The organism is Spirosoma knui, assembly GCF_054780635.1.
In genome coordinates, this window is sequence record NZ_BAAGVY010000003.1 from 200,478 (window position 1) to 218,648 (window position 18,171).

17 protein-coding genes are annotated in these 18,171 nt (G+C 51.9%); 11 read left to right on the forward strand and 6 right to left on the reverse strand.

The window, feature by feature from the left end; all coding sequences use genetic code 11:
- Positions 1-25: 25 nt before the first annotated feature.
- The gene (locus ACYVIY_RS09445) at positions 26-457 is read right to left on the reverse strand and encodes a WapI family immunity protein (protein ID WP_460976077.1); all 432 of its coding nucleotides are present in this window, start codon (positions 455-457) and stop codon (positions 26-28) included.
- Positions 458-639: 182 nt separating this feature from the next.
- Here ACYVIY_RS09445 and ACYVIY_RS09450 point away from each other — a divergent pair, with 182 nt between their 5' ends.
- From ACYVIY_RS09450 to nspC, 5 genes are all read left to right on the forward strand, one after another.
- Positions 640-1,854, forward strand: coding sequence for a saccharopine dehydrogenase family protein (locus ACYVIY_RS09450; protein ID WP_460976078.1), 1,215 nt, complete (start codon positions 640-642; stop codon positions 1,852-1,854).
- 87 nt (positions 1,855-1,941) lie between these two features.
- Positions 1,942-2,733: a hypothetical protein gene (locus ACYVIY_RS09455; protein ID WP_460976079.1), complete on the forward strand. Its 792-nt coding sequence runs from the start codon at positions 1,942-1,944 to the stop codon at positions 2,731-2,733.
- A gap of 63 nt (positions 2,734-2,796) precedes the next feature.
- Positions 2,797-3,618, forward strand: coding sequence for a TonB family protein (locus ACYVIY_RS09460; protein WP_460976080.1), 822 nt, complete (start codon positions 2,797-2,799; stop codon positions 3,616-3,618).
- A 31-nt stretch (positions 3,619-3,649) separates the two neighbouring features.
- Positions 3,650-4,102: an energy transducer TonB gene (locus ACYVIY_RS09465; RefSeq protein WP_460976081.1), complete on the forward strand. Its 453-nt coding sequence runs from the start codon at positions 3,650-3,652 to the stop codon at positions 4,100-4,102.
- Positions 4,103-4,119: 17 nt separating this feature from the next.
- On the forward strand, positions 4,120-5,271 hold the full coding sequence (nspC, locus tag ACYVIY_RS09470; RefSeq protein WP_460976082.1) for a carboxynorspermidine decarboxylase: 1,152 nt from the start codon (positions 4,120-4,122) through the stop codon (positions 5,269-5,271).
- A 212-nt stretch (positions 5,272-5,483) separates the two neighbouring features.
- On the opposite strand, the gene ACYVIY_RS09475 is transcribed toward nspC, so the two are convergent.
- Together ACYVIY_RS09475 and ACYVIY_RS09480 are read right to left on the reverse strand one after the other, a co-directional pair.
- Positions 5,484-6,464: a UDP-glucuronic acid decarboxylase family protein gene (locus ACYVIY_RS09475; protein WP_460976083.1), complete on the reverse strand. Its 981-nt coding sequence runs from the start codon at positions 6,462-6,464 to the stop codon at positions 5,484-5,486.
- Between the two features lie 66 nt (positions 6,465-6,530).
- Complete coding sequence (locus ACYVIY_RS09480; protein ID WP_460976084.1) at positions 6,531-7,868, reverse strand: UDP-glucose dehydrogenase family protein; 1,338 nt, start codon at positions 7,866-7,868, stop codon at positions 6,531-6,533.
- Positions 7,869-8,226: 358 nt separating this feature from the next.
- Between ACYVIY_RS09480 and ACYVIY_RS09485 the strand changes: the two genes are divergently transcribed.
- The gene (locus ACYVIY_RS09485; RefSeq protein WP_460976085.1) at positions 8,227-9,396 is read left to right on the forward strand and encodes an acyl-CoA dehydrogenase family protein; all 1,170 of its coding nucleotides are present in this window, start codon (positions 8,227-8,229) and stop codon (positions 9,394-9,396) included.
- An 86-nt stretch (positions 9,397-9,482) separates the two neighbouring features.
- Here the strand turns inward: ACYVIY_RS09485 and ACYVIY_RS09490 are convergent, their stop codons facing one another.
- Both ACYVIY_RS09490 and pgeF read right to left on the reverse strand, forming a co-directional pair.
- Complete coding sequence (locus ACYVIY_RS09490) at positions 9,483-9,725, reverse strand: GlsB/YeaQ/YmgE family stress response membrane protein (RefSeq protein WP_460976086.1); 243 nt, start codon at positions 9,723-9,725, stop codon at positions 9,483-9,485.
- Between the two features lie 65 nt (positions 9,726-9,790).
- The gene (gene pgeF, locus ACYVIY_RS09495) at positions 9,791-10,561 is read right to left on the reverse strand and encodes a peptidoglycan editing factor PgeF (protein ID WP_460976087.1); all 771 of its coding nucleotides are present in this window, start codon (positions 10,559-10,561) and stop codon (positions 9,791-9,793) included.
- Positions 10,562-10,764: 203 nt separating this feature from the next.
- Here pgeF and ACYVIY_RS09500 point away from each other — a divergent pair, with 203 nt between their 5' ends.
- From ACYVIY_RS09500 to ACYVIY_RS09520, 5 genes are all read left to right on the forward strand, one after another.
- Entirely contained in the window at positions 10,765-11,178 is a 414-nt protein-coding gene (locus ACYVIY_RS09500) for a T9SS type A sorting domain-containing protein (RefSeq protein ID WP_460976088.1), read from the forward strand.
- A 201-nt stretch (positions 11,179-11,379) separates the two neighbouring features.
- Positions 11,380-13,068: a maltokinase N-terminal cap-like domain-containing protein gene (locus tag ACYVIY_RS09505; protein ID WP_460976089.1), complete on the forward strand. Its 1,689-nt coding sequence runs from the start codon at positions 11,380-11,382 to the stop codon at positions 13,066-13,068.
- A gap of 98 nt (positions 13,069-13,166) precedes the next feature.
- Positions 13,167-14,000, forward strand: coding sequence for an SDR family NAD(P)-dependent oxidoreductase (locus ACYVIY_RS09510; protein ID WP_460976090.1), 834 nt, complete (start codon positions 13,167-13,169; stop codon positions 13,998-14,000).
- A 60-nt stretch (positions 14,001-14,060) separates the two neighbouring features.
- Complete coding sequence (gene glgB / locus ACYVIY_RS09515) at positions 14,061-16,076, forward strand: 1,4-alpha-glucan branching protein GlgB (RefSeq protein ID WP_460976091.1); 2,016 nt, start codon at positions 14,061-14,063, stop codon at positions 16,074-16,076.
- Between the two features lie 94 nt (positions 16,077-16,170).
- Positions 16,171-16,929, forward strand: coding sequence for a hypothetical protein (locus ACYVIY_RS09520; RefSeq protein ID WP_460976092.1), 759 nt, complete (start codon positions 16,171-16,173; stop codon positions 16,927-16,929).
- A gap of 177 nt (positions 16,930-17,106) precedes the next feature.
- Here the strand turns inward: ACYVIY_RS09520 and ACYVIY_RS09525 are convergent, their stop codons facing one another.
- On the reverse strand, positions 17,107-18,069 hold the full coding sequence (locus tag ACYVIY_RS09525) for an alpha-E domain-containing protein (RefSeq protein WP_460976093.1): 963 nt from the start codon (positions 18,067-18,069) through the stop codon (positions 17,107-17,109).
- Between the last annotated feature and the right edge of the window lie 102 nt (positions 18,070-18,171).

Here is an 18,171-nt window from a genome sequence, read left to right on the forward strand (position 1 = left end):
ATTGTGTTGCTTTATTTAGCGCTGATTAACGCTCTGGGTACGTATCAAGCTGCCGGGATAAATCGCCAATGGCTTCCTGCAACTGACTTTTGGTGAGCACAATATCCATTTCCATCGGAAAATCGGGGTACCGGTGCCAGGCAGGTGTAAGCGCATGGTCGAGCTGAATTTGCAGGCGGTAACTGTCGTTGGCCAAGGCGGTAGCCTCTACGCTTAAACCGGGCTCTGAAAAACTTAGCTGAATGCGGTTGACCAGTTTGCTGGTCAGCGAGCGGAGGCCAGTTACTATCCGGCCAATCTCCCAGGTTTGTAATGGCAGCGACTGTGTATCACTCTTCTGACGCCAGAGGGTAGAAAAACGGCATTGCAGTCTGTTACGCTCCCGCCAATTTGTTGTTTTTTTACTGTAGCCGAGGATTGAGAGTTCAAAAGAACCAGTAGGAGATATAAGTTTCATAACGAGGACGGCTGATAATCAGGTTTATCTAGTAAACAAATATACTATTATTTTGTTTAGCTACCCGCTTATAATTTCTACCACTGCTAATCAGCGATCTGAAGGATACCTTTACCCAGCTTGCCGACTTTCTCTATCTTTGCGACCAAAATAACGATCACGAACTAACGAACGTAGACTACATGGCAAACGTGCTCATTGTTGGAGCAGGTGGAGTTGGCAGCGTCGTAGCGCACAAATGCGCGATGAACAGCCAGGTTTTCACGAAGATTATGCTCGCCAGCCGCACTAAAGCGAAGTGCGATCGAATTGCGGCTGAGATTCAGGAAATGCACGGCGTACAGATTCAAACGGCACAGGTTGATGCTGATGTGGTCGCTGACATGGTCGACCTTATTCGCGCCTTTAACCCCGTACTGGTCATCAACGTAGCCCTCCCCTATCAGGATTTACCCATTATGGATGCGTGCCTGGAAGCCGGTGTGCATTACATGGATACAGCCAATTATGAACCTAAGGACGTCGCTAAGTTCGAATATAGCTGGCAGTGGGCGTATAAGGAACGCTTCGAGCAGGCGGGCCTGATGGCGCTCCTTGGCTGCGGCTTCGATCCGGGTGCTACGCAGGTGTTTACGGCTTACGCCAATAAGCACCACTTCGACCGGATGGACTACCTCGACATTGTCGACTGCAACGCGGGTAATCACGGAAAAGCTTTTGCCACGAACTTCAATCCAGAGATCAACATTCGGGAGATCACCCAGCCGGGCCGGTATTGGGAGAACGGTGCCTGGGTCGAGATTCCGGCGATGAGCATTCATAAACCCATTGAATACCCCGAGATTGGCGAGCGGGAATCGTACGTCTTGTACCATGAAGAGTTGGAATCACTGGTCAAAAACTTCCCGACTCTGAAGCGGGCCCGGTTCTGGATGACCTTTGGCCAGGCGTACCTGACTCACCTGGAAGTGCTGCAAAATGTAGGCATGACACGTATTGACCCCGTTAAATTCAACGGGATGGATATCGTGCCGCTCGAATTCCTGAAGGCCGTATTGCCCGCTCCCGATACGCTCGGCGAAAACTACACCGGCCAAACCAGCATTGGCTGCCAGATTAAAGGCGTTAAAGACGGTGCCGACCGGACGTATTATATCTGGAATAACTGCGACCATGCCGAAACGTATCAGGAAGTGCGCGGTCAGGCGGTTAGCTATACAACGGGCGTACCGGCCATGATTGGTGCCATGCTGATGGTTACCGGCGTCTGGATGAAGCCGGGCGTCTGGAACTGCGAAGAACTGGATCCCGATCCGTTTATCGACCAAATGAATAAACAAGGGTTGCCCGTTAACGAACGCGTCGATATTCCGCTCCCGCACGAATACCCGGCTTAATTTCAGACCGAATAAAATTACTAATCCCGTTACGTCACGTAACGGGATTTTTCGTTAGTTAGGGTAACAAACCCGACGTAAGACTCCATGAAAACCTTTATTTCCACACTTATCGTAGTTGCTCTGGCGGGTAACGTACTCGCTCAGATTCGTCAAAATCCCGACTCAACCAAAGCGGCTAAGCCGACTAATCAGCCGATTAACCCTAATACACAGCGAAACGGCTACGAAACGTACCAGTCAACAAGCCAGATTGTCGGTACGGGACCGTACACCATGGTGAACACTATTGACAATCGTTACGAAGGTTTACGCGGAACCCCGTATTTCCTGCCCGAGTGGAATAAAGGCAGAATTGACATGGTTGCCGGTCAGAACTATAAAGACGTTCCGATTAAGTTCGACGCCTTTCGCCAGCAGCTGATTTTATTACGTACCTGGGTCGGTAACGATTCGATTATTGTCAATGCCGATCAGGTGAAGGCTTTTCAGTTCCAGAATGCAGCCGGGCAATCGTATTTATTCGAGCGAGTTCCAATGGCTAAAACCGACGACCAGGCGGCTAAAAATGGGTATTTTCTGGTGCTGTATAAAGGCAAAACCGCGCTGTTGAAACGCATTGTGAAGCAGTTCAAAAAAGCGGATTACAAAGACCCGTACTCCAATGACGTCCGGTACGATGCGTTCAGGGATGCATTCGCTTATTACGTCCTGAAACCCGACCAGACGCTGGTGAAAGTGAAACTCTCCGAAAAATCGCTGATCGACGCCTTAAACGACCGTCAGGATGCCCTCAAAGCGTTCGCGAAACAGGAGAAGCTAAGCTTCAAAACGGAAAACGATGCCATTACGTTGGTGAAGCAATACGACAGTTTGTAATACGATGTATGGAATAACAGACCTGGCTACATCTATGCGGTAAACACTAAATCCGCAAAAGCCATGTTTGTATCTACCACCTCCGGGCTTACGTATGATGAGCTAATTTTTGCTGATCGGCATCGGGCTTACGGCGCTTTCGATCTTCGTCAAAATTATAAACCGACGCTTACCCGCGCATTAGGGTTAGGCGTCGGTTTATTTTTGTTGGGACTATCGGTGCCTACTCTGTACGCTCGCCTTTGGCCGCAGCAGCTATTTCAGGAAAAGGCGATACAGGTTCGTACGGAGCTGATAAAGCTTCCCGAAACACCCGCTGAGCCTCCGGTTCCGCTGCCTCCCGTTGAGAAAGCGCCCGCCGTAAGCACCGTACGCAATCTACCTCTTGTGGTGATGCCGGAGGCCGACGTAATTGAAGAGAACCTTCCTCCAACTACTGACGATCTGAAGGATGCGACATCGGGTGAGCAAACGGCCGAAGGTATGGGCGACATCGACGTCATCGCTCCGCCCGAGTCTGCCGCCCCGACCATAGAAGAAAAGGCGGTAGAAATCGCGCCGAAAGAAGATGCGCCCTTCGTTCGCGTTGAGCAGGACCCGGAATACCCCGGCGGCCTTGAAGCGCTCCGTACGTACCTGGGCAATACCCTGCGCTATCCACGTGACGCATCTTCCGCGGGTGTTGGCGGTAAGGTATACGTTAGCTTCGTCGTCAATATCGATGGTACCTTAACCGATGTACACGTACTCAAGGGTATTGGCTTCGGCTGCGATGAAGAGGCTATCCGCGTCCTGCAAAAGATGCCACGCTGGAAGCCGGGTAGACAGTCGGGTCGCCCGGTTCGGGTGATGTATACTATGCCGATTGTTTTCGCGCTGGAATAACACAACTCACGTTTATCAGCTCCAGCCCCGCATGCCTACCTATCTTAACCGCAGCCGTCAACGAATAATCGTTTCTGTTCTAGGCTTAAGTATATTCCTAATTACGATAACCGACTGCTTAGCCCAATCTACCAATCCACTCGACCACGAGGTTTTTACTATTGTCGAAAAGCCACCTGAGTTTCCGGGTGGTATTGAGGCCATGTGGGCATATCTGAAAGAGAACGTCCAATACCCACCAGCAGCCCTAAAAGCCAAAATCAAAGGCCGTGTTTTTGTTTCATTTGTAGTCCGGAAAGATGGCCAACTCACCGATCTTCAGGTAGTGCAAGGATTAGGTCATGGATGTGACGAAGAAGCAATACGAGTAGTAAAAGCCATGCCCTTGTGGAAACCAGGTAGCCAATCGGGCAGATTGCTGCTTGTTAAATATACATTACCGATTCTGTTTGGCATGGACTACCCACGACCTAAAGGCCATTAGTTTCGTACCTTTGCGGTATGAATACGACCTTAGAGCAACACCTACATACAACCGTTCCATCGCCCTGCTTCGTGCTGGAAGAAGCTAAACTTCGGCGGAATCTCGAATTAATTGATTCGGTACAAAAAGCGGCTGGAGTAACCATTATTCTGGCCTTAAAAGGTTTTTCGATGTACAGCGCGTTTCCGCTCGTACGCGACTACCTGAGCGGGGCAACGGCAAGTTCACTCAACGAAATCAAACTGGTGAACGAGTACATGGGCGTGAAAGCCCACACATACATTCCCGCCTACCGGGATGATGAGTTTGATGAGGTCGTTGAACGGAGTAGTCATTTAACGTTCAACTCCTGGAGCCAGTGGGAGCGCTTTAGCAGTCGCATGGCGGGTAAGGGAGTTTCGTGCGGCATTCGGGTGAATCCGCAGTATTCAGAAGTAGCAACGGATATGTATAACCCTTGCGTACCGGGCTCTCGGTTAGGCGCTACCCGCGACCAGCTGCCCGATCAACTGCCCGCAGGTTTAGAAGGTATCCACTTTCATACGCTTTGCGAAAATGACTCGTTCACCCTCGAACGCACTCTTCAGGCGCTGGAAAGCCGGTTTGCCGATCTGCTGCATCAGGTTAACTGGGTGAACCTGGGTGGCGGTCACCTGATGACGCGGGAAGGCTATGATACCGATCACCTGATCAACTTGCTAACGGCCTTCCGGCAGAAATATAACGTCGACGTTATCATGGAACCAGGTTCGGCCATTGCCTGGCAAACGGGCGTACTGGTGTCGACGGTGCTCGATGTACTGAACAGTCAGGGCATTCAGGTTGCCGTACTCGATACGTCCTTTGCCGCGCACATGCCCGATACGCTGGAGATGCCCTATAAACCCCGGATTATCGGTGCCTACCACGAACCCGTTGCTGATAAACCCACGTATCGGCTCGGCGGCATGACGTGCCTGGCGGGCGATTTTATGGGCGACTACTCCTTCGATCAGCCCCTCGAGATTGGCGATAAAATCGTGTTCGACGATATGATTCATTACACGATGGTGAAAACGACCACCTTCAACGGTGTCAATCTGCCCAGCATTGGTATCTGGAAAGAAAACGATACGTTCCAGCTCGTCAGATCCTACGGCTACGAAAGCTTTAAGGACCGGCTGAGCTAGCAAAGGCCTTGGAGCTAAGGGCGTAGGGTTAGAGACGCTAGGAACGGTACTGATTATCCTAAGCCCTTAGCTCCACGCTCCCGGCTGTCTACAAACAAAAAACCTGCGTACAAGAACGTTCGCAGGTTTCTGTCAGACAGCTAAAGGTGTACTGCGCTGAGGCAGTTCCGAGGTAAATTTACGAAGATTTTTAGCAATACAACATCTGCTTATCACTGCTTTACGAATTCGCGATGATACGCAGCCCGGTAGAGTTCTTCGTCGGGTAAACTCTTAAAATATTCATACGTAACGCGCAGTCCTTCAGCCCGCGACACTTTCGGCTCCCAACCTAGAATGGCCCTGGCCTTGGTAATGTCGGGTTGCCGTTGCTTCGGATCATCTTTTGGTAACTCTTTGAAGATCAGCTTCTGCGAGGTACCCGTCAGCTTGATGATTTCTTCGCCGAACTCTTTGATGGTGATCTCCGAGGGATTGCCAATGTTGACCGGATACGGGTGGTCGCTCAGCAACAGGCGATAGATCCCCTCAACCAGATCGTCGACGTAACAGAACGAACGCGTCTGGCTACCATCGCCGAACACGGTTAGATCTTCGCCCCGCAGCGCCTGACCAATAAAGGCAGGCAGCACCCGGCCGTCGTTCAGGCGCATGCGCGGACCATACGTATTGAATATCCGTACGATACGCGTTTCCAGGCCATGATACGTATGATAGGCCATGGTCATCGCTTCCTGAAACCGCTTGGCCTCGTCGTACACACCGCGCGGGCCCACCGGGTTTACGTTCCCCCAGTATTCCTCATTCTGCGGGTGAACGGTCGGGTCGCCGTATACCTCCGACGTAGACGCAATCAACACGCGGGCGTTCTTTACCCGCGCCAGCCCCAGGCAGTTGTGAATACCCAGCGACCCAACTTTGAGGGTCTGGATCGGAATTTTCAGGTAATCGATCGGGCTGGCGGGCGACGCAAAGTGCAGAATGTAATCAAGCTCACCTGGTACGTGGATAAATTTCGAAACGTCGTGGTGGTAAAACTCGAAATTCGGCAAGTGAAACAAGTGCTCGATATTACGAATGTCGCCCGTAATCAGGTTATCCATCGCAATAACATGATACCCTTCCTTAATGAACCTGTCGCACAGATGCGATCCCAGAAAACCGGCACCACCGGTTATTAAAACTCTCTTCATCGGTTAAAATGTATAATGAACACTATACAATGGACACGAGCCGCGGCTGCTACTCGTCATTATACATTATTTAGTGACGGATTGCTCAACGGGTGCCAGAACGGCCTCGCGACCAATGCTGTAGTACGTATACCCCTGCTCACGCATGGTGTCGAGTTCGTATACGTTACGTCCGTCGAAAATGACTTTATTTTTCAGCAGCAGATTCATTTTATCGAAGTCCGGCGTGCGGAACAGCGGCCATTCAGTAATAATCACCAAAGCGTCGGCATCATCGAGGGCCGCGTACTGCGTATGTGCGTACACAACCGCATTGCCGATCAGGTTCCGCACATTTTCCATTGCCTCGGGATCGTAAACGGTCACCTTCGCGCCAGCGTCGAGCAACGCCCGGATGTTGTCGAGAGCGGGTGCTTCGCGGATGTCGTCGGTATACGGTTTAAACGCCAGTCCCCAGATGGCAATGGTTTTGCCGCGCAGATCGCCCCCAAAATGCTCCAGAATGAGCGGCATGAGCTTAGTCTTCTGCTGGTAGTTGACGGCCATCACCGACTTCAGCACTTTAAAATCGTAATCATAATCTTCAGCCGTTTTAGCCAGTGCCTGAACATCTTTAGGGAAGCAGCTGCCACCGTAGCCGATACCGGCAAACAGGAATCGCTTTCCAATCCGGCTGTCGGTACCCAGCCCCCGCCGAATGTCGTCTACGTTCGCGCCAGCCCGCTCGCACAGGTTCGCAATTTCGTTCATAAACGTGATTTTCGTAGCCAGGAATGCGTTAGCCGCATATTTGGTCATCTCGGCGGAGCGCTCGTCCATGAAAATAACCGGGTTGCCCTGACGGACCAGCGGAGCGTAAAGCCGGTTCATTACCGCCTTAGCTCGCTCCGACCGGGTTCCAATCACCACGCGGTCGGGCTTCATGAAGTCTTCAACGGCTACGCCTTCGCGCAGGAATTCGGGGTTCGATACTACGTCAAATTCTACGGTTGCGTTATCGGCAATGTGCGCGTGCACCTTTTCGGCCGTACCGACCGGTACTGTACTTTTGTCGACAATAACCGCGTACTGGCTCAGAATTGGCCCTAAATCGCTGGCTACTTTCAGGATATATTTCAGATCGGCGGAGCCATCTTCACCCGGAGGTGTAGGCAACGCCAGAAAGATTACTTCCGCACCTTTAATGCCTTCCTCAAGGCTGGTCGTAAACGACAGTCGACCTTCTTCTACGTTCCGATGAAACAGCGTTTCAAGACCCGGTTCATAAATGGGGACAACACCGTTATTCAGTTTTTCAACTTTTCGTTCGTCAATGTCAACGCACGTAACCTGGTTGCCGGTTTCGGCAAAGCACGTACCTGTAACAAGACCCACGTATCCGGTTCCAACAACAGCTAATTTCATAAATTGAACAGTATAAAGTTGCGTTCTATACGTATTGACGGCGCCTTAAGGAGCCGGTCACACAGTACAAAAATAGGAGTTTTTTAATAACCCTACGGCTAAGCCCCACAATACTGACTTAGCGGCCAAGTGCGACGCTGCCACCGCAAAATGAAGTCCTGCTCACCACCGCGTACGATTTCTGCCAAAAGTTATTAGCTTACAAGCCTGTGGATTATAGACGCTGTACTTTTTTAGCAACGAATTCAACTTATTTAGTAGCCATTTTGGCTCAATTGTGGTTAGATAAGAAGATATTGTATTCATCCGTTATTTAAACAACTTCATCAATAAATCACTCCGGTGAACAACTGAATGTATGGTTAGTGAAATTGTAGAAAACCAAGTAAGTGCTTCCGAGCGGACCGCCGTTGGGGAGCTTATTGTCCAATCGGTACGTGATTTGAGCGATCGGCTCATTCGTCCCAATCGGAGGCAGTGGGATGAGGAGCAGCATTTTCCGGCTGATCTGTTCCGGCAGTTGGGCGAACAGGGCCTGATGGGGATGCTCGTTCCGCTCAATTACGGCGGGGCCGGTTTAGGCTACCGCGAATACGTATCGGCCATTGTCGAACTCGCTCGTGTCGATGGGGCCGTTGGCTTGTCGATGGCCGCTCATAATTCGCTTTGCACAAACCATATTTTATTATTCGGGAACGAAGCCCAAAAACAAGCCTACTTACCCCGCCTGGCGAGTGGCGAGTGGATTGGGGCCTGGGGCCTTACCGAGCCCAACACCGGCTCCGACGCGGGCAATATGCGAACAACCGCCGTGAAAGATGGGGATGACTGGATTCTGAACGGGGCAAAAAACTTCATTACCCACGGTATAAGCGGCAACGTAGCGGTGGTCATTGCCCGAACGGGTGAACCCAACACGTCTCGTAACGCCACTGCATTTGTGGTTGAACGGGGTACGCCCGGCTTCTCGGGTGGCCGTAAGGAAGATAAACTGGGGATGCGGGCGTCGGAGACCGCCGAAATGCTTTTTCAGGACTGCCGAATTCCGGACAGCCAGCGCCTGGGCGAGGTAGGCGAAGGGTTTGTTCAATCGCTGAAAGTGCTCGATGGCGGACGTATTTCGATTGCTGCGCTCAGTTTGGGTATTGCCTACGGGGCGTACGATGCCGCCATTGCCTACGCCAAAGAACGCGAACAGTTCGGCCAGTCTATCGCGAAATTCCAGGCGATCAGCTTTAAGCTGGCCGACATGGCTACCGACATCGAGGCAGCTAAGCTGCTGACGTATCAGGCCGCCGACCTGAAAGATGAAGGGAAAACGGTTACCAAGGAATCAGCTATGGCCAAACTGTTTGCTTCTGAAACCGCCGTTCGCGTGGCGAATGAAGCCGTCCAGATTTTTGGCGGTTATGGCTATACGAAAGATTTCCCCGTCGAAAAATATTACCGCGACGCCAAGCTGTGCACAATCGGCGAGGGCACCAGCGAAATTCAGAAAGTCGTGATTTCGCGGCAAATTTTGAAGTAGCTATTTACGAATGTAACAGGCCGTAAAATGCGAAGGGCTGTCAGGTAAGTTACCTGACAGCCCTTCGCATTTTACTATCAATCGTCTTATACCGTCCGGCGTGAGCCTTTGATCAGGGCGGCAATACCCAGAATAATAACGGCCCCGACAAATGAGGTCAGAATTTGATCGACCATACCACCCTCGCGGCCAAATATCCAGCCGCCTACAAAACCACCGGCGATACCAAGCAGAATTTCGGCGAATAAGGAGAACGAAAACCGTTTAAACACCAGGTCAGCCAGCCAGCCGGCGACTGCACCTACCAGAATTGAAACTAAGATTCCCATGATCGTATAACGTTGAGTTGAATGTTTGAAAAACAGGTATATAACGGCTCCTTTGTAAAATTTGTTTAATTTTTTTTTCCGATCACCGCCAGCATACGTCCGGTTTGTCCTCGTTCGGCCCGGTACGAAAAATAGTCCTGATTATTTAAGACCGTTGAATAGGCCGACACAGCAATTTGCGCGGACGGAATGCCAAAATCTAGTAACAAGCTGGCGTTAGCAGCCTTCAGATTTGCGCAGGTTTTCTGACTGTATGGATCAGTACGTGTGAAATCTGGCCCGAACTGCTCAGCCACTTCGGGGCCGATCTCAAACGAGGCTTCGTCAATACACGTACCGACGTAGGCATAACATGACTCCGCCAACGTACCAAACTGCTGCTGCATCGCTTCAAGCGTTTTTGTTACAATGCCGCCGACCGTTCCCCGCCAGCCTGCATGGATGGCCCCAACGGCCCTATTAGCCGCATCATAGATCAGAATCGGCACACAGTCGGCAACAGTCACCCCTACCAATAGCCCTGGCTTGTCGGTTATGAGTGCATCATACCCTTCGTAACGACCCGGCTCAGTAGTATAGAGTACGTCCGTGCCATGCACCTGATGCGCCGATGCAAACAAAGCATCCTCGGCGCCGATAGCGCCGAAGAACCGTTGTCGGTTTTCGTCTACATGCGCTGGATCATCGTCCGTATTGATTCCCAGATTCAGCGAGGTAAACGGAGCCGGACTTACCCCACCATGCCGGGTGCTTTCAGCGGCAGTTAACTGGTCAAACTGGCGAAAAACGGCCGGAGAACGAAACAAAGGAGGTAGATCGGCAGAAGCAGGTACCATAGCGAATCGAGAATAATAGACAAATCTGCACCGAAAACAGACGTATTCCTATAAACCATTCGCTCAGTCGTATCAGTTTCCCGCCACTCATCCAGATCTTCAACCGTTCAAGTACTTTGTAATGCACAGTACCAAGTTTAGCCCGCATCTTTGTTTCACCAATCGGGACACACCCGACGAAAACAACCAAAAGCCAAAAAGTCATGAAAACCTACATCAAATCTCTGTTCGTTGCCCTTACTATCGGTGCCGTTACTTCTGCCAACGCATTCAGCGATCCGAATCCCATCACTCGCCCAACGGCAGCCGCTAGCTATAAAACGGGTATTTACACCTCAAATACTGGCAAACTGAACATTGCGCTGGACAAACAAAAAGGTGGTACCGTTGATATTAGCCTGAAAAATGCCGAGGGCAAAGTTTTGTACAACAAGCACTTGGGCAAGAACGAAAGCACGTGCCGTACCCGCCTGAACCTGGATGAACTGGAAGATGGTGTGTACTATGTCGAGATCTCGAACGGGGTTGAAACCACGCGTCAGTCTGTAACGATCGCGACTAAAAAACCAAGTACTCCAGAACGCACCATCGCCATGACCACACCCTCAAACCAGTGATTTTATGCAGCACCTATCGTATCTGCCGGACCGATTAATCGGTCCGGCTTTTTAATGCGGATCTGATCAGTCCAGCGTTACGTTTGGCTAAGTTGTCGGCAACATCAAGCGATAGCATTTGTTATAGGTTGAAAGAATTCAAACATTCCGCCTGATAAACAAGCGTTACGTCTTCTTAACTGGTGTACTGCCCACTACGCTATGACCTCGGTAAACACTTTAACGGCTCAAACCAACTGGCCTGAGCTGACTCACGATACAACGTTCTGGTCGTCTTTAGCCGAAACATTACTGCCGACCTATGTCAATACGTGTCGCTGGTTTGCGGGTAAGGCCCGGCAGCAAACCGGCTTTGCCATTCAAACGGTACACTCGGTTACCCTCGCTGATGGGGACGTAGCGTATCTGCTGATTCTGGAAGCCACCTACGCGGATGGAATTCCCGAGAATTATCTCCTCCCCCTTTCGTTTGTCGCCGATCACCTAGTCCACACGCTGCCGTTTCAGTTGGCCGACGTACCCGATAAGGGACGTATCGGCGAGGTGATTCTGGGCGATCAGCCGGGTGTGCTGATCGACGCGATTTATGACGATCGGTTTCGCCAGGCCCTGTTCACGGCCATTTATCAGAACCAAACTTATCCGCAGACTCACGGTGAACTGAACTTCCACCGGGGTAAAGGCCTCGACGAAGGGGATGAAAACTTGCCTTCGCAGGTGCTACCGGTCGATTCGAGCAACTCAGCCATGACCTTCGGCGGCAAATATTTCATGAAGCTATACCGCAAGCTGTTTCAGGAAACTAATCCTGAAGTAGATATGGTCGCCTTTTTGACGGATGTCGGCAACTTTGATCATATTCCGGCTTTTGGGGGCAGCATCATCTGGGAGCAGACCGACGACCAGACGGGAAGCCGCTCAACCGTAACACTGGGCATGGTTCAGCGCATGGTGCCAAACGATAAAGACTCGTGGGCACAAACCGGCGATTACCTCAACGATTTTTTATACGCCGTTCCGAATCGCCTGTTCGCCATCCGCGAGGACGTGTTCGATAAGGTCGAGCTGTTGGGAAAACGTACCGGTGAAATGCATTGCGCCCTCTACAAACCCAGCCGCGAAGGCGCTCCGACCGATCCGGCCTTCGCGCCCGAACCGTTCTCGGATGATTACCGGAAGTTTTTGATCAGGCGGTTGGAGGACTTGCTGGAACGCCGGTACGCGCTCCTGATCGACAATTACACTAAACTAGATCCCCAGGCGCAACGACTCGCGTGGGTATTCATGGAGGCCAAAGAGATTATCGATACGTTCATCGACGATTTCCGCTCTCGGCCGCTTGAATCGCAACGAATTCGTATTCACGGTGATTATCACCTTGGCCAGGTGCTGGCTACCGGCAGCGATTTTGTGATCATCGACTTTGAGGGCGAGCCGGAAAGCAGCATCACCGACCGAAAAATCAAGCATTCGCCCCTTAAAGACGTAGCGGGCATGATTCGGTCGTACCACTACGCCGTTTCGGCCAAGCTGTTCAACTCGGCGGAGACCGAAGGTTTAAATCCCGAACATTTGCAGCGCGTGTCGGACCGCTGGTTCTACCTCATTCGCGATACGTTTCTGAACGCGTATATGGACACGTTCGGCGCTCCGCATCCACTGTTCAAAAACAACAACGAGGTCAACTTCCTGCTCCAGATCTACCTGCTCGAAAAAGCGGTCTATGAACTGGGCTACGAAATAAGTTACCGGCCATCGTGGGTAAAAATTCCACTGAAGGGGATTATTGACGTGATTCGGGATATTGAAAAAATACGACTGAGCGACGGCGACGTCAAACCCGACGTTCCGATGCTGCAAACTAATCTGCTTCAGTCGAAACCGGAATAAACCCGAACCGCCCTTGTTGCCATCCCACCGGGTGCAGACCGCTGCCCGGCAAATCGTTGCCCGGCAGGATGATCTTTTGACCCTACCTCTACCTTTCTATGCATTCGTTTGAAAACACCACCGTAATTATCACCGGCGCAGGCTCGGGCATTGGCCGTCAGCTCACTATTCAGGCCGCTGAACAAGGTGCCCGTGTCGTGGCAACGGACATCAATGAATCGGGTTTGGCCCAAACCAAACGGCTGTCGACTGGCAACGTAACCACCGTTCACCTCGACGTTGCCGACGTATCGGCTATCAACCAGTTCGCTCTCCATACGATCGCTACGTTGCAGGGCCAGCGGCTGGTTTTAGTCAACAATGCAGGCGTTGCCCTCGGCAGCGGTACGTTCAGCACGACCGACCTGATCGACTTCGAGTGGTTACTCAGCATTAACCTCTGGGGCGTTATCCGCATGACAAAAGCTTTTTTGCCGTATATGCTCGATCAGAACCAGGGACATATTGTCAACGTATCGAGTGTGTTCGGACTGGCCGGAGTCATGCATCAGTCGGCTTATTGCACGGCTAAGTTTGGCGTTCGGGGCTTTACCGATACGTTACGTATGGAACTGCTCGGCACTGGCATTGGCGTTACGTGCGTTCATCCGGGCGGTATCAAAACAAACATCGCCACGAATGCGCGTGTTGGCCGGGGTGCATCGGTCACTGAATCGATGCATAAACAGGCAGCAGTCAGCTTCGAGAAAGCCGCCCGAACTACTCCCGAAGAAGCCGCCCGTCAAATATGGACCGGGGTTCGTCAGCGCAAAGCGCGTATACTGATCGGGGCCGATGCCCGGTTGATCGATCGGGTGACCCGCTTATTTCCGACTCGGTACGTAACGATGATGCGGGGACAAATTGAAAAAGCGTTTAACACGCAAGGGTAAGTTTTTTCTAACTTTCCGGCATTGATCGCGTTCAACAACGTAGCTACTCCGTCCTAACCAATGGCAAAACGCAAAACTACGACACCACCGACTGGCCCTGATTCGTCGGCCACTGAACAGTTGGTACAGTCCATAGTACCTCAGCAGGCACCCACTGAGGCCGCTTCGGCGGTTCCGTCGGGTGCTTACTCCCGCTTCACCGACTTCGATATACACCTGTTTCGGAGCGGAACGCATTATAAACTCTACGAAAAATTTGGCTCCCACGTTGTTGAATACAACGGCGTAGTTGGTACGTACTTCGCCGTATGGGCACCATCGGCCCGTTACGTATCGGTGATTGGCAACTTCAACGGCTGGAACAAAGGCAGTCACCCCATGAATGTTCGCTGGGATTCGTCGGGCATCTGGGAAACCTTTATTCCGCATACGGGCCGGGGCGAAGTCTATAAATATTTTATTGTGCACGAAAGTGGCCGTGAACTGGAAAAAGGCGATCCCTACGCGCACCGATGGGAAGTTCCGCCCCTCACGGCCTCGGTAGTATGGGATACGTACTACGAGTGGCAGGATCAGGAGTGGATGGCCAGCCGCCACGCCAAAAATGCGCTCGACGCCCCCATTTCCGTCTATGAGGTGCATATGGCCTCCTGGCGACGCGACCCGAGTAACCCCGAACGGGAACTGAGCTACGGTGAAATAGCCGATGCACTGGTTCCGTACGTGCAGGATATGGGCTTCACCCACGTCGAGTTCATGCCAGTCATGCAATACCCGTATGCGCCTTCCTGGGGGTATCAGATTACGGGCTATTACGCTCCTAGCAGTCGTTTCGGTACCCCGCAGGATTTCATGCGGCTGATCGAACGGCTTCACCAGGCGGGTATCGGCGTTCTGCTTGACTGGGTGCCTTCCCATTTTCCGGGCGATGTGCACGGTTTATACGAGTTCGATGGGTCGCACCTGTACGAACACCCCGATTCGCGAAAAGGCTATCATCCGGACTGGAAAAGCTATATTTTCAACTACACCCGCCCGGAGGTACGTTCTTTCTTATTGAGTAATGCCCTGTTCTGGCTCGATCGCTGTCATGCCGATGGGTTACGCGTCGATGCGGTAGCGTCTATGCTTTACCTCGATTATTCCCGCAATGCCGGGGAGTGGGAGCCCAATATGTACGGGGGGCGCGAGAATCTGGAGGTTATTACGCTCATCAAAGAACTTAACCAGGCCATTTACAAGGAGTACCCCGACGTACAAACTATTGCTGAAGAATCGACCGCGTTCCCGGGCGTATCGCGGCCGGTATACACGGGCGGGCTTGGGTTCGGCATGAAGTGGATGATGGGCTGGATGAATGACACGCTCCGCTACTTCAAAAACGATCCGGCGTTCCGGAAGTACCACCAGGATGAGCTAACCTTCAGCACCGTCTACGCTTTCACCGAAAACTTCATGCTGCCTCTGTCGCACGATGAAGTGGTGTACGGCAAACATTCGCTGATCGGTAAAATGCCGGGCGACGAGTGGCAGCGTTTCGCCAATCTTCGTCTGCTGTTCGCCTATATGTTTACCCACTCGGGCACAAAGCTCTTGTTCATGGGTGGCGAGTTCGGGCAAACATCCGAGTGGAAATTTGACGCCAGCCTGGACTGGCACCTGCTCGAATTTGCCCCGCATAAAGGCATGGCGGCCTGTGTGAAAGCACTCAATACGCTTTACCGAACCGAGCCCGCCCTGTACGAACGCAACTTCTCGGCCGATGGCTTTGAATGGATCGACACAACCGACCGCGAAAACAGCGTGCTTACCTACGCCCGTAAAGGCAATAATCCGGACGACGACCTATTGATTGTCCTGAATATGACGCCTGTTCCCCGCTCGAACTACCGCATTGGCGTTCCCTCGGCCGGAACGTATCGGGAGGTTTTCAACAGCGATGCGACCGAGTTCTACGGCAGCGGCAAAGGCAATCCGGAGCCGGTGCAAAGCGAAGACGAGAAGTGGCACGGTAAGTCGCAGTCAATCCGCATTACCATACCGCCCCTGGGGGCAATCGTCTTGAAGAAGAGCTAATCTATAAATGGATCAGGTGCAGTAGGCGAGCCAACTATTCGTCTACTGCACTTCCTTCACTATCTTTGCCCCCTGAATAACCTGATTCGCTTGCATGAAGTACGTACTCATTACGTTATTGACTTTATTTTCTCTACAAACCTTTGCCCAATCACCGGTAGCCGCCCGACTAAGCAGTGGATTTGATTTGGGAATGGGCTATTCTACCAATAATTACAACCCATCAATCGCGTATTATCAGCTGCTTAATGTTGGCGAACGTAAGCTGTTTTCCATTGGCTGGACAGCTCGCCTGGGCGCTTTCTACGGCGACAATATAAATTACTACACCGCGCCCGCCCGGCTCACCCGCGGCAAAACCGGTTTCAATGCCTTATCCGCTCCGCTACTTGTCAATAACATCGATACGGTACGCTACGATTACGTGACCATGACCTCCTTCAATGTAGGCGTTCGGGCGCAGCTTAACCTGGGTATAGTCGAGATCGGGGCCAGCGCCGATGTGCTGGGCTTAACGCTTGGCAAATCCCGGATTGGCCGGTACCGCTCCTCAACGGGTGCCTTCCAGGTTGACTCAGCAACGACGCGGCCTTTTCGGGGTGAGGACGTTTTTCAAAAGGCCCGCCCCAGCACCCTCAACGCGCGGCTGCTTGGCGATAATGACATCGGTACCTTATCCACTGAGGTCTACGCCCGCGTTCGCATTAGTCAGCGCTTTGCCATCAAAGGTGGCTATCAGTGGCTAACCTCCGAAACAACGGTGAGCAACCGGGACGTAGTTGCCGATAACAACCGGTTCCGGAACCGGGCTGGCCTGGCCTACCTGGCCATTACGTTGCCTATCTTTTACTGATCGCTGGCGTCGGTTGTGCCTGACTAATTCTGCCTCCGTATACGTAGCATCGTTACGAGACAGAATCAAACTTGGTATTGCCTTATGGTGTAAGACTTGGTGGCTTTACCGATTGGCGAAGGGCCAGTTTGTCTATGCAAACCACGAGCCAGCCTTAGTCAACCTAATCTCTCCTGCCTACGCTTCAACCGGTTTCAGGTCGAAATACGTCTGAAAAATAGCTGCCCCTACTTCGTTGGCACGCGTTTGGAAGTTATCGAGGTACTGATGCAGACCGGCTTTGAAAATATCGGCGGTTTCGGTGAATTCTAATTCGGCCCGCAGCTTTGATAGCGTCCGTTCGGCACTATTGCCGAACCCGTGCGTGATGTTATTGCCAGAAACTTCATAAAGCGATAACTCAGCCTGCCGGATGCAATGTGCGACGGCACGGGGAAACATCTTATCCAGAATCAGAAACTCAACAATGCTCGACGGCGTCAGCATCCGGTATTGCTGGCGGTGCATATTATAGGCACTCACCGATTTCAACACCGCCGACCAGATCATCAGATCGAGCGTCGACCCAACCGAATCTACCTCGGGCAGTAAGGTAAAATATTTCACGTCCAGGAAGCGGGAAGTTTTATCAGCCCGTTCCAGGAACCGCCCCAGTCGACCAAAATGCCAGGCGTCGTTGCGGGTGATCGTCGCGTCGATGATCCCGTAGAAAAGCTGCGTACCATTCCGGATTTCGGTAAAGAAATTCTGGGTCTGGCTTTCACCCCACGGCTGCTTGGGCGACGTATCGCGGACCATCAGATAAAACTGATTGAGGTGCTCCCACATCTCTTTCGAGATAGCCTCCCGAATGGTGCGGGCGTTCTCGCGGGCATTGCTCAGACAGGAAACAATCGAGTTTGGGTTGCGCTTATCGAACGTCATAAACTGGATCACGTTCTCGCGGGTGGGCTCACCGTAATAGCGATAAAACAAGTAGTTATCGGCCGTAGCAATCAGCAACGGCTCCCACTGCTGATCGACGTTGGGGGGTAGATCGAGCGCCAGGTTAAAATTGACACTCATAAAACGAGCGTAATTTTCGGCCCGTTCGATATAGCGGTGCATCCAGTAAACAGAGTTGGCAACGCGACTCAGCATAAGGTACTAGTTTAGAGTAAAGCCGTGGGTGACTAACAAAAATAGGAGTTAGCCCGTGTTTTACAAGTAGGGAATCACGTATCCGACGTTTTTAGCTATGAT